The organism is Paraburkholderia guartelaensis (assembly GCF_004353905.1).
Taxonomy (GTDB): Bacteria; Pseudomonadota; Gammaproteobacteria; order Burkholderiales; family Burkholderiaceae; genus Paraburkholderia; species Paraburkholderia guartelaensis.
The window spans coordinates 70,208-82,429 of the sequence record NZ_SMOD01000014.1 but is presented as its reverse complement, the minus strand read 5'-3'; the positions used below and the strand labels follow the sequence as shown (position 1 = coordinate 82,429).

Sequence of the window (12,222 nt, the reverse complement as noted above, 5' to 3'; positions counted from 1 at the left end):
CGCAGTTACGTGCCTTCAGCTCACGATGCCCATGTGCCAGGGCACGAATTCGTTGTCGCCGAGTCCGAGCAGCTCGCTCTTCGTGCGCTCGCCAGAAGCCGCGCGAACGATCAGATCGAAGATGTCCTGACCCATTTCCTCGATCGTGCGTTCGCCGTCAATCACGAGACCGCAGTTGATGTCCATGTCCTCTTCGAGGCGTGTGAACATGGGCGTGTTGCTCGCAAGCTTGAGCGTCGGCGCGGGCTTCGAGCCGAACATGGAGCCGCGCCCCGTCGTGAAGCAGATCAGGTTCGCGCCGCTCGCAATCTGCCCCGTCACCGCGACAGGATCGTACCCGGGCGAATCCATGAACACAAAGCCCGCGCGATCGATCGGCTCTGCGTACTCGTACACGGCCTGCAGTGGCGTCGTGCCGCCCTTCATCGCGGAACCGAGCGATTTTTCGAAGATGTTGGCGAGACCGCCCTGCTGGTTGCCCGGCCCGACCACGCCGTTGAACTGGCCATTCTGGCCATGCGTATAACGTTCCCACCACGCGAGACGGTCAAGCAGCTTCTGGCCGACTTCGGGCGACACGGCGCGGCGGGTGAGCATGTATTCGACGCCATGAATCTCGGGCGTTTCGGAGAGGATCGCGGTGCCGCCGTGCCGCACGAGCAGGTCCATCGCCGCGCCCAGCGCGGGATTCGCGGTGATGCCCGAGAAGCCGTCCGAGCCGCCGCATTCGAGACCGATCTTCAGATGGCTGACGGGCACCGGCGTGCGCACGATGTCGTTCGCGGCGGGCAGCATGTCCTGCACGGCCTTGATGCCGGCTTCGATCGTCGCGCGCGTGCCGCCCGTATCCTGCATCACCAACGCGTGCACGGCCTTGCCCGTCTTCAACCCTTGTGAGTCGAGCAGATCGCCGACCTGATTGCGCTCGCAACCCAGCCCGACGATGAGTACGCCGCCCAGGTTAGGATGACGCGCGTAGCCCGCAATGGTGCGCCGGAGCACGTCGAAATGCTCGCTCGGCGAGGACATGCCGCAGCCGCTGGTTTGCGCAAACGCGACCACGCCGTCGACATTGGGATAATCGCGCAGGCGTTCGGACGTGAAGTAATCGGCGATATGGCGAATGACCGTGGCCGAACAATTGACCGACGCGATAATACCGACGAAGTTGCGCGTGGCGACGCGGCCGTCGGGCCGCACGATGCCGTTGAACGTCGCGCGCTGCTCCGGCGCGACGTAGTCGACGGGCCTCACGTCGAGGCCGAAGCCCGGATCGCGATCGAAATCGACGAGCGTGATGTTGTGCGTGTGGACGTGGTCGCCGGGTTCGATATCGCGCGCAGCCACGCCGATCACGGTGTCGTACTTGCGGATAGGCTCGCCCGCCGCAATGCGCCGCGCCGCCACCTTGTGGCCCGCCGCGACCTGGGCGCGCAGGCGAATCGCTTCGCCTTCGATCTGGACTTGATGCCCGATCGTCAGCGGTTCGCGCGCGATCAGAACGTTGTCGTTCGGGTTGAGCCGGATCAACGGCCCGTTATAGGACTTGTTGGACTGGAGCATTCGCCTGTCTCCGCTGACGATCCGGAGGGCGCGCAGGGGCACCTGCTCCGGTCCCATGCGAGATGGTTGCTGGCCGCGCAGGGGAACGCGCCGCCTTTCGTTCTGGAACAAAGTTACCGGTTAATGTAACCGGTAACATAGATGTCATCGTAGTACAGTTTTGGGATAATTGCCAACACCTTTTTGCAGCAGGAGCGCCCGCGCCCGTGACCAAGACCTCGACAGAATTCGCCCCGCCCGCCGCCGGCACCGCGTCGCGGCGTGCCCGCAAGAACACCGGCCGGGTCACGCTCAGCGATCTGGCCCGTCTGACCGGGGTCACGAAGGTCACGGTTTCACGCGCCCTCAACAATCCCGAACTCGTTTCGGTCGAAACGCTGGAACGCGTGCGCGAAGCCGTGCGGCAAACAGGCTACACGCCCGACCTGATCGCGGGCTCGCTCGCCTCGAATCGCAGCCACCTCGTCGTCGCGCTGATCCCGGCGATGGCGGGCAGCGTGTTCCAGGAAACCGTCGCGGCCCTGACCGTAGAGCTGGAGACGGCCGGCTATCAGTTGCTGCTCGGCCAGAGCGGCTACGACGAATCGCGCGAAGAGGCGCTGCTCGACGCCATCATCGGCCGGCGTCCGGCAGGCATCGTGCTCACCGGCGTGATCCACTCGGAGGCGTCGCGGCAAAAACTGCGCGCGGCCGGCATTCCGGTGGTCGAAACGTGGGACATCACGCGCTCGCCGCTCGACATGCTGATCGGCTTCTCGCACACGCGCGTGGGCGAAGCGGCCGCGCGCTACCTGCGCGAGCGCGGCGCGCGGCACCCGGCCATCGTCACGCCGGGCGACCGCCGGGCGAAGTTGCGCGCCGACGCCTTCATCGAAGCCTTCGGCAGCGAGCGCGAGATTCCCGTGGCCGCCGTGCCCTCGCCCGCGCATCTCGGCGACGGACGGCGCGCGTTCGCGAAGCTGCTCGACGAACATCCGCAAATCGACGCGATCTTCTGCGGCGCCGACATCATGGCGCTCGGCGTGCTCATGGAAGCCCATGCGCGCAGGCTCGACGTGCCGGGACGCCTCAAGGTGATCGGCTACGGCGACCAGAATTTCGCCGCCGACACGGACCCGCCGCTCACGACCATTCGCATCGACGGCACGAAGATCGGCAAGCTGGCGGCGTCCATGCTGATCGAGAAAATCGAGACCGGCACGAGCAAGCGCGCGAAAGTCGACGTCGGTTTCACGCTGATCGAGCGCGGCTCGGCTTGATGTTCGTCGCTTCGCGATGACTACGCAAAAAGGCCTCGCAAACATCGCGAGGCCTTTTGCTTTTCGCACGTGAAAGCGCGATCAGAACTTCGTGCGGATGCCCGTGAACACGTCGACCTGGCGATTCGTGGACGACGCGCCGCCCGCATACGCGATCGCCGCGATCCGGCTATAAGACGAGCCCACGCGCGTCGATGCGTCGCCGGCCGCAAGCTGGTACGTGCCCGAAAGGTAGACGTCCGTACGCTTAGAGAGCGCGTAGTCCACGCCCAGCGTGAACTGATGCCACTTCGGCTTGAGCGTCGCGCCGCCCGTGCCCGGCAGGCCGTTCGCGCGGCCGTCCGTGAACGTGTACACGCCGATCAGCGTCGTGGCCGGCGTGAGCAGGTAGCGCATGTTCGCGTCGTAGTTGTTGAACTTGCGCGTGGAACCGTCGTTGTAGTTGAGTTCGGTGTGGCTGAACGCAAAGCCCGCAATCGCGCTGCCGATCTTGTAGTTCGCGCCGGCCACCGCGATCTGCTGACGGGCCACGCCGCCGTCGAGGCCGTAGAAGAACCCGCCGCTGTAGTCGTCGCCGGTCGTGCTGGATGCGCCGCCGATCGCGCCGCTCGTGTTGGTCGTCGTGTTCGGATGGTCGAGCAGCACGTAGCCGCCGCCGATGGAAAGCGGCCCGTTCACGTAATTCGCTGCGATGCCCCAGGCGCGGTTGTTGCCGAAGCCTTGCCCGGCCGAGCTGCTCGCCTGGTTGCTGAACGCGTACATGCCGTCGACGGTAAAGCCCGCGATGGTGTCGCTGCGGAACTTCACCGCGTTGTTGATGCGGAACGTCTGGTTCAGGTTATCGTTGTCGCCCACGTGCGTGGACGGCGACCACGTGCCCGGACCCGCGTATTGCGCGACGAGATCCGCAAGCGGTTCATACTGGCGGCCAAGCGTGAACGTGCCGATGCCGCTCTTCGCAATGCCCACGAACGCGCTGCGGCCGAACAGGCGCCCGCCCTGTGCGGCTGTGCCGTCGCTGGGCTTGAAACCGCCTTCGAGCGTGAACACTGCGCTCAAGCCCCCGCCGAGATCCTCGTTGCCTTTCAGGCCCCAACGGCTGCCGCTCAGGCGGCCGCTCGTCAACTGGAACGCCGAGCCGCCCTTGATGTTATTGACATAGCCGATACCGGCATCGACGAGACCATACAACGTGACGGAACTCTGGGCCTGCGCCACGACGGGTGCGACGGACAAAAGCCCGGCCGCTGCGAAAAGTGCTTTTTTCATACAGGTGACCTGTCTGGTTTTAATATTTACAGGAGTACTACTGATTCCGGCTTGAGAGGATCAGCGGAAATTCTTCGATCGACGAAACGAAGGCCGAACCGGTGGATTTACGGGGCGTTGCTGTACTCGCGCGCCTGCGGCTGCGTCGACGCGCCGTCGAGACGAATCGGCTCGACCTTGCCCAGCAGGAACAGATAGTTGATGATCGCCACGCCGATCAGCGCCGACGACACCACGAGCGCGGGCACGAACGAACCCGTCGCGCCGACGATCGCGCCCGTGACGATCGGGCCAACCACGCCGCCGATGTTCGATACCGTGTTCTGAACGCCCGCAACCATCGACACGGCGTTGCGCGGCGCGACGTCGGCCGGTAGCGCCCACACCTGCGAAGCGGCCACGGTCGTGCCCGACTTCGCGATGCACAGGAGCAGCACCGCAACGGCGGCCGAATCGGCGAACGCGGCGAAACCAATGCTCGATGCCATCAGCAAGCCGATCACGAGAAAGAGCTTGCGCGTGGCGGTGAGCGACAGCTTGCCCGAGGCGAACACGCGATCCGACGCCCAGCCCGCGAAAATCTCGACCACGATCGAGACGAGCAGCGGCAGCGACGCCATCCAGCCCATTTCCATCATCGTCATGCCGCGCGCCTTCACGAGATAAGTGGGCAGCCAGGTGATGAAGAAGTACGAGTTGTAGTTGATCATGAAGAAGCCGATACACATCGCCCAGATGTTGCGATGCGCGAGGAGCTTGCGCAGCGGGGGCCTCGCCGCCCTGTCGCTTTGCTCCGCCAGCAAATCGCTCTCGATGTGCGCGAGTTCCTCGGAGTTGACCCGCTTGTGGTCACGCGGCGAATCGCTGAACGTGAATTGCCACACCACGTACCAGATCAGGCCGAGCAAACCGGTCAGCGCGAACGTGATCTTCCAGTCGAACGCCGTGAGCATCGCGGCGATGAGCGGCAGCGCAATGGCGCCGCCGAGCTTCGAACCGCTGTCGAAAATGCCAGCGACCGTCGCGCGCTCGCTGCGCGGGAACCACTTCGACGCAATGCCCGCGTTGCTCGGATACGCGCCCGCCTCGCCCACGCCAAGCGCCACGCGCAGCGCGACGAGCGACTTGAAACCATTCGCAATGCCCGTGGCCGCCGTCGCCAGCGACCACCAGAGCACCGCGAAACCCAGCACTTTCTTCTGGCCCAAACGATCGGCGAGAAAACCCGCGGGCAATTGCAGCAGCGCATACGACCAGAAGAACGCCGACATGACGACGCCCATTTCGACCGCGCTCAGGTGGAATTGCGACTGGATGCGCGGCGCCGCCGCCGACAACACCGTGCGGTCGATGTAGTTGATCGCGATCGCCGCCCACATGAGGCCGGCAACCCACCAGCGAATCCTGGAACGGTTCCGCACGTTGGTGGCGAGATGCATCTCGTGTCTCCTGTTCTATTAATAATGGTCGCTTCCGGCCGCTCCGGGGGTGAAGCCCGGCTTTGCCCGCCGCAATGTTACCGTTTACTGTAACCGGTAACATTGGGCGCAATCGTAGTATGGCCGCCGGAGAAATGCCAGCGTCTTCTTCTTGGGGTAATTGCGGATACCCACCTTTCAATTCGCAAGGATTGCCAGCGTCGGCGGGCTTCCAACAGCGTGGGACTGGGAACCGGAACAGGCTGATTGATATTCGCGCGGGCTTTCATGCAGACGAGTGACAGACCTAGCGCGCCATGAACTCTGAACGCGACGCCGATTCATCCGCGCGAATAGTAGGAGTCTTAACTAATGCTTCCCTGCACACGTAGCGCACATCAAATCTGTCGACACTTTCAGATCGAGGCGCGCCGTTAGCCAGGCGACAGATATTCGAGTTCTAAACTAGCCGCCGCCCCTAACCCGCTCCCAACCGTGCCTCACAGCCGTCTTGAAACGCTCCCACCCGCTTTCCGGATATCGCGACTCCCAGTTCGCGCGTGCGCTCGCTTCCACGCCCTGCCAGTCGGCCCCGCGAAACCGCTCGTCGCGTCCGAGCGTGGCTCCGTGTGAGTAGGCACGTCGATACTCGTCGTATGACGCACCCGTGTCCGCGTAATGTGCGTCGTAGTCCTTTCTAAATTCTTTGTCGTACGGGTTTTGGTCGTCCTGGTGGGTGCCGAGACCCGGGTCGCCCATGAAGCCCGTTCCCGATGGACGCTGGGCGTTTGACGCAGCGGCGTGGCCGTCGGGCGCCTGCGCGCTGTGCGCTTTGGCGCCGGCATCCGCATTCGCGCGCGCGAACCCGGCTTCAGACGCGCCCGATGCGTGCGGCTGCTTCTGCACGTGCAGTGTCGATCCGCGCTCGTCTGTGCGCGTCGATGCCTGCCGCTGCCCCGCAGCGGTGTTCGCAGTGGTCGACGAAAATGCGGTGCCGTGCGTGGCTTCCTGCTGCCTCGCGTGTTCGCCGGCCGTGGTGCCGGCTGGATGCGCCGTGTGTTCCGGACCTTGTGCCTTCGCAGAACCCGTACGCCACGCGTTGGCGCGCTCCTCGATGTCGGCAGCGCCCATGCGGATCATCGTTTCAATCGCCAGATCGACTTGCGCTTCAGAAACATCGGCGCTAACTATCGTGCCGCCGCGACGGATGAATTCCCTGTAATCCTCCGCATCGGATGGATACCCTCCTTTCGTGAAGATGCGCGCGAACAGCTGCTCCAGTCGATCGAAGACCTTCTTGTGATGGTGCGTATCGACCGCACCCTGGACATAGACACGTGGCCCCTTTTCGCGGGGAGCATCAACCGATATCGAGTAGATGGCAATTTCCGCTTGCGCAACCCCAGCCTCGCCCAGTGCGCGCTGCGCGGAACGCGCATTCGCGTAGCTGTCGTACACGCCTAACACGGTTGGCCTCATGACTTTCTCCCTCCGCAATTGGCGGGCGGCGTCCTCGCCGCCGTATCGGCGCGAAGCGCATAACTCGTGCCCGCGTCCGTCGTAAAGCCGCCCACGAAGAAGCCGGGCAGTCCTTCGATTGTAGGCCGTGGCGAGTATGCGCGTAACATAGGTACGTAGAGTACCCCGGCAGTAGTCCATTTACCGGATGGAGAGGCGGACATGCGGCTGGCAGACTTTATCGTGCAAGAGATGGAGGCAATACTCGCGGCGTGGGAAGCATTCGCAGCCACCCTGCTGCCGGCGTCGGCAGAATTGGAATCGGTAGACTTACGCGAAGAGGCGGAACAAATGCTGCACGCCGTTGCCGCAGACTTGCGCACCCCGCAGACCAGAGAAGCCCAACACAAAAAATCGTTGGACCAGGGCCCCACGCCGATCGGGACATCCGAATCAGCCGCACGAACGCATGGTTTCCTGAGGGCTCGGGCCGGCTTCACGGTCAACCAGGTTGCCGCCGAATATCGAGCGTTGCGCGCAAGCGTGCTTCGTCTGTGGATGGACGATTGCGCGCCGCAAGCGCCTGACCTCGGAGACTTGATTCGTTTCAATGAGGCGATCGATCAGGCGCTTGCCGAATCGGTCACCTCGTTCAATCTGCAGATCGAGCAGAACCGGAACCTTCTGCTTGGCATGCTGGGGCACGACATGCGCAGCCCCCTCCAGGCGATTCAGGCGACCTCATCGTATCTGGCAGCGTTGAATGCCGGTGAAGATGTGTCGCAGGCCGCCGGCCGCCTGATACGCAGCGGGGCCCGGATGCAGGGGTTGCTCGATGACCTGACGGAATTCAACCGGACGAAACTGGGCTTGGGCATCAACGTGTCGCCTATGCCTATCGATCTTGCGGATGTGCTTGCTGAGGAACTGGACGAGTTGCGTGCCATCCATCCCGAGAGACAGATTGAGATGCACGTGACGGGTGACCTGCGGGGGGTCTGGGACCGCCAGCGCCTGCAGCAATTGCTGGGAAATCTTGTCCTCAATGCCATCAAGTACGGGACACAGAACACACCTGTGCGCGTGGCGATGACGGGTGATGCAACACATGTCCGAATTGACGTCAGCAACTGCGGTGCGGCGATCGAACCCGCAACGCTCGCCCGCATCTTCAATCCGCTGGAACGAGGACAAAACCATCAGAATGAGGACGATAAATCGGGTAGTCTCGGCCTCGGCTTGTATATCGCAAGAGAGATCGCCAAGGCCCACCACGGTGCCATCGAAACACGGTCGGACGAGACGGAGACCATTTTTTCGGTGTCACTGCCGCGAGCGAAGTCGTAACTCTCGCGTCATCTCACGCGCCCACCGCAGACGCATGACGATCGAACGCCGCTTTATTGCGCTCGCCTTATCTCGTGCACCTTTTTGAAGAAGCTACAGCCGAGTGCAAGATCAACATGGTGCGGGATTCACCGAATCCACTGTGAACCGCTCAAAGCGCGTCAGCGTCGCAACGCTACACACCATGGTTTCGTACAGGTCGATAGCCAGCCCGGTCTCGACACCGCAGCGTTCAAGCCCGGATATCCGGCGCTCCTGTTCAGCCACCAGTTCGAAAGCGCGCGCAACGCGCTGATGCTGCCGATCCGCTATTGTCGCTGAGATGCCCGTTTCGCCCGCCCGGTACACGGCCTGGTGCGGAATCGATGGCGCGCGTTCGCTTCCACAATGCTTACTCTCCGAAAGGCTTGCAAGGGCGTCGAGAAGCATGCCTGGGTCAAAAGGCTTGTGGAGAAAACCTTCGGCAGCAATACCGGCATCGGTGTCGTCCCCGGACATGAGAATCACTGAAACACCGCAAAACCGCGGGATGGCTCTCAACATGGATACAGCGTCCGGTCCCTCGAGAACGGGCATATGAACGTCTGAGACGATCACCTCCGGCATGACCGCCAGGGCCGCCGAAACCGCTTCCAGGCCGTTTCCGGCCGTCGTCACATCGTGCCCTGCGTCACCGAGCAATGTCTGAAGCGCATCACGAAAGGCTGTATCGTCGTCAGCCAGCAGCACGCGGCTCATCGCTATTTCCCATACAGTTAGCTGCTTCGCCGCATCGGGCGTTCCCACTGACAAATACCGGGCACCAATTTCGGGACCCGCGGAGCGGTCGTGCCCCGAATCGCGGCATTGCTCCGTTGATGTGTCGCCATCGGCCTCGACTGAAAACGATGCGCTTCGAAGGGATCGTCAGGCTCCAGCGAGTGAGTCGGAGCCAAATTTTGCGAGCAGTTCGCTCGCTGCTTCCCAGGCCTCCAGAGCTGCTTCCTTGTTGCCACAGACTCGCGCGGCGACGATCGCCCCATCGATCAGCAGCATCAACTTGCTCGCGTAGCCTGGCGCTGCGTCGCCACCTGTCAGTGGTTCGAGTAGACGCTCCAGAAAAATTTTCAAATGCTGTTTCTGATCGGCGGACGCTTGCAGTATCCGTGCATCACTGGCGGCATACTCAGAGGCAGCGCTAATGAACATGCATCCGTGGAAGGATTCGTCTTTTATCCATTCGTCGTGCCATTCGAACACAGCGCGGACTCTGGCAAGCGAATCCTGGCGCTCGTTCACAAACGCAACGAGACCGGCTGCAACATCGACCTCGCGCTGCTGGAGCACCTCCACGACCAGATCATTCTTCGATGGGAAGTATTTGTACATCGTCATCTTGGAAACCCCGGCTTCGTCGATGATCCTGTCGATGCCCACGGCCTGATACCCAAACTGCGAAAAGAGCCTTGTCGCGGTATCCAGCACATCCTGTCGTTTCGCGCTCATTTGAATCACCTTTCCAATTTCATACCGATAGTATACAGACTTGTCTGTATACGATACATTGCTTCGCCTGTTCGCCGCTGGCCGGTACATTGTGGCGACAACTGGACCCTGGCCCAGTGTGATGTTTGAGTGTGGATGGGGTAACACCAACGTCGGAGAGTATGATGGAAGATGCAACCACGCAGTTGTTCGGTCCTAGGCACGATGACTTTGCATCTGCGCATGACGATGTGTTACCCAAGGTAGTCATTCATTTCACCGTTCAACCTTGCATAACCTATTCGTGGTGTGTTGCCGCCGATGCCGACCTGCGAGTGTTCGGCGCGCAAGTGTGGCTCACACGAATCCACTCCCCCTATGATCACTGGCTGGCACCCGGTACGCAAATGCGGTTGCAGGGCGGCGAACGCGTGTGGATCAGCACGGAAGGCCCTTGTGCCGCGCGTATTTCGATGACGAGCCTTCTGCCGGTCGTCCGCAATCCCCTGCGTCGCTGGCTGGGTCGGCTTTTGAAGCTGGATCTCGGTTCCATCGCGCCGCTCCGTTAGTGATGGCGAGGCCGCCGCTCTTCAATCAGACCATCTGGATGCTTCAGTGCCCCACTCGATCAAACGTCGAAATCTGCTGATTGGCCTTCCCCTCATTGTTGGCATGAGCGCTGTACCGGTGCTCCACGCGGCCGAATCACCGATCGCTGAAGTCGAGCGCCGGTATGGTGGACGCCTCGGCGTATTCGCTGTCGATACGGGATCGGAGCGTACGTTGAGCCATCGCGCTGACGAACGCTTCCTGATGTGCAGCACATTCAAGGGGCTCCTCGCGGCACAGACACTCGCTCGCGTCGATAGCGGCGAGGAGCGCCTCGACCGCCTCGTGCCCTACACCGAGAAGGACCTCATTTTCACGTCGCCCGTGACCAAGGCCAATCTCGCCAAAGGCGCGTTGCCGGTCGAAACGCTCTGCCAGGCAATACTCGAACAGAGCGATAACACGGCCGCCGTCCTGTTGATGAGAAGCGCCGGTGGTCCTGCAGGGCTGACCCAATTCGTTCGCGGACTTGGCGACACCGTCACCCGCTCGGACCGGTACGAGCCCGACTCGAACCACTACAACGGCGCGCTCGACACCACGACGCCGAGAGCGATCGCCACAGTCGCTCGCAGCCTTCTGCTTGGCGATGTCCTGAGCCCCAGGTCGCGCGCGCAACTGGAGCGTGGAATGACCGCGTGCAAACCCGGGCTCAACAGGATCCGCGCGGCTTTGCCTGAAGGCTGGCAGGCGGCCGATCGGCCTGGAACAAGTCTGACCGGGGAAACAAACGACTACGCGCTCGTGCGCCCGCCTGGGCGCGCTCCTTTGCTCGTCGCCGCATACTACGATGCGCCTGGCGTTAGCATGCAGACTCGCGAAACGGTCTTGCGCGAAGCTGGCGCAGCATTCGTGCAATGGGCCAGGAACGCGGCATGACGTCCGCCGCCGTAAGGAATCGGAAGATCGATCTGGCCATCCGCCAGGAAAAGGGCCAACAATGAAAACCCACCGCGTGCTTTGCTTCGGCCGTAATGACGAGAGCGGCAACGCTGCGATCGTCGTCGATGAGTCAGCGTTGGCCAGATCGGAGCGGCTAGCGTTCGCGCAGCGTCAAGACGCAAGCGCGACGGTATTCGTGGACACGAATGCTGCCGGTGACAGGGAACTCGACTACTACTACCCGTATGCCCGCAGTCCGCTTTGCCTGCATGCGACGCTCGCGGCGAGCGCCGTGTTCTTTGAGCGGTCCCCGGACATCGGACGAACTCAATTCGTCACGAGCATGCATCGGCAGTTGCTCGAGATCGCGCGAGACGACGACGGCATTTTTGTCGGCGTCTCGGCGCAGACTTGCCCAACGTTTGCCGTCGACATCGCAGAAACAGCGGAGTTGCTACGCGTTGAACCGGCGGCGCTAGCGGGCGTGCCTCGACTCGCATCGATCGGCAGCGCAAAGCTGTTGGTCGAAGTGGCGGCGCCGTCCGTGCTGGCCGCGTTGACTCCCGATCTTGCGGGCATTGCCAATTGGAGTCGCACGCACGGCATCTCTGGCATGTACGCTTATTGCCGCTTGCGTGACGGTGTCTATGAAGGGCGAAATTTCAATCATCTGGACCCGCGCCTGGAAGACGCCGCGACGGGCGTGGCGGCGGGCGCGCTCGCCTTGTCGCTCGAGCGAAGCATCACGTTGCTGCAAGGCGACGCGCTCGGCAAGCCGTGCACGGTGCTTGCCCGGTACAACGACGGGGCCGTGCAAGTTGGCGGACGAGCGGTCAGGAGCGCAGTCTGACCAACCCGTTCTGGCTCGAACCTGTCATTCATTCCCGCGGGTCATTGGTCAACGCCTGTCGGCAGGGATACGCCAGCTGCGGGGATCCTTGCCGATTAGGCTC

Annotated in this window: 11 protein-coding genes; 5 read left to right on the top strand and 6 right to left on the bottom strand. The window is 62.5% G+C overall.

Going from position 1 to position 12,222, the window contains the following annotated elements:
• Nucleotides 1–15 precede the first annotated feature (15 nt).
• Nucleotides 16–1,563 carry a UxaA family hydrolase gene (locus tag E1N52_RS19660; protein WP_133184401.1) on the bottom strand — a complete coding sequence of 516 codons (1,548 nt, stop codon included), beginning with the start codon at nucleotides 1,561–1,563 and terminating at the stop codon, nucleotides 16–18.
• Nucleotides 1,564–1,769: 206 nt separating this feature from the next.
• Here E1N52_RS19660 and E1N52_RS19655 point away from each other — a divergent pair, with 206 nt between their 5' ends.
• A complete protein-coding gene (locus E1N52_RS19655) occupies nucleotides 1,770–2,822 on the top strand; it encodes a LacI family DNA-binding transcriptional regulator (RefSeq protein WP_246089139.1) in 1,053 nt (350 codons plus the stop codon).
• An 81-nt stretch (nucleotides 2,823–2,903) separates the two neighbouring features.
• Here E1N52_RS19655 and E1N52_RS19650 read toward each other — a convergent pair whose 3' ends face one another.
• The 3 genes from E1N52_RS19650 to E1N52_RS19640 form a co-directional block, all read right to left on the bottom strand.
• Complete coding sequence (locus E1N52_RS19650; RefSeq protein ID WP_133184399.1) at nucleotides 2,904–4,091, bottom strand: porin; 1,188 nt, start codon at nucleotides 4,089–4,091, stop codon at nucleotides 2,904–2,906.
• Between the two features lie 107 nt (nucleotides 4,092–4,198).
• Nucleotides 4,199–5,530 carry an MFS transporter gene (locus tag E1N52_RS19645; protein WP_133184398.1) on the bottom strand — a complete coding sequence of 444 codons (1,332 nt, stop codon included), beginning with the start codon at nucleotides 5,528–5,530 and terminating at the stop codon, nucleotides 4,199–4,201.
• Nucleotides 5,531–5,974: 444 nt separating this feature from the next.
• Nucleotides 5,975–6,988: a hypothetical protein gene (locus E1N52_RS19640; protein ID WP_133184397.1), complete on the bottom strand. Its 1,014-nt coding sequence runs from the start codon at nucleotides 6,986–6,988 to the stop codon at nucleotides 5,975–5,977.
• Between the two features lie 201 nt (nucleotides 6,989–7,189).
• On the opposite strand from E1N52_RS19640, the gene E1N52_RS19635 reads away from it, so the two are divergent.
• On the top strand, nucleotides 7,190–8,314 hold the full coding sequence (locus E1N52_RS19635; RefSeq protein ID WP_133184396.1) for a sensor histidine kinase: 1,125 nt from the start codon (nucleotides 7,190–7,192) through the stop codon (nucleotides 8,312–8,314).
• Nucleotides 8,315–8,425: 111 nt separating this feature from the next.
• On the opposite strand, the gene E1N52_RS19630 is transcribed toward E1N52_RS19635, so the two are convergent.
• Together E1N52_RS19630 and E1N52_RS19625 are read right to left on the bottom strand one after the other, a co-directional pair.
• Nucleotides 8,426–9,052: a response regulator gene (locus tag E1N52_RS19630; protein ID WP_133184395.1), complete on the bottom strand. Its 627-nt coding sequence runs from the start codon at nucleotides 9,050–9,052 to the stop codon at nucleotides 8,426–8,428.
• A gap of 168 nt (nucleotides 9,053–9,220) precedes the next feature.
• Nucleotides 9,221–9,799 (bottom strand): TetR/AcrR family transcriptional regulator, encoded by a 579-nt coding sequence (locus E1N52_RS19625; protein WP_133184394.1) that lies wholly within the window; start codon nucleotides 9,797–9,799, stop codon nucleotides 9,221–9,223.
• 164 nt (nucleotides 9,800–9,963) lie between these two features.
• On the opposite strand from E1N52_RS19625, the gene E1N52_RS19620 reads away from it, so the two are divergent.
• From E1N52_RS19620 to E1N52_RS19610, 3 genes are all read left to right on the top strand, one after another.
• Nucleotides 9,964–10,347 (top strand): DUF2917 domain-containing protein, encoded by a 384-nt coding sequence (locus E1N52_RS19620; protein ID WP_133184393.1) that lies wholly within the window; start codon nucleotides 9,964–9,966, stop codon nucleotides 10,345–10,347.
• A gap of 103 nt (nucleotides 10,348–10,450) precedes the next feature.
• Nucleotides 10,451–11,266 carry a class A beta-lactamase gene (bla, locus tag E1N52_RS19615; protein ID WP_246089138.1) on the top strand — a complete coding sequence of 272 codons (816 nt, stop codon included), beginning with the start codon at nucleotides 10,451–10,453 and terminating at the stop codon, nucleotides 11,264–11,266.
• A 61-nt stretch (nucleotides 11,267–11,327) separates the two neighbouring features.
• Nucleotides 11,328–12,119, top strand: coding sequence for a PhzF family phenazine biosynthesis protein (locus E1N52_RS19610; RefSeq protein WP_133184391.1), 792 nt, complete (start codon nucleotides 11,328–11,330; stop codon nucleotides 12,117–12,119).
• The last annotated feature ends 103 nt before the right edge of the window (nucleotides 12,120–12,222 follow it).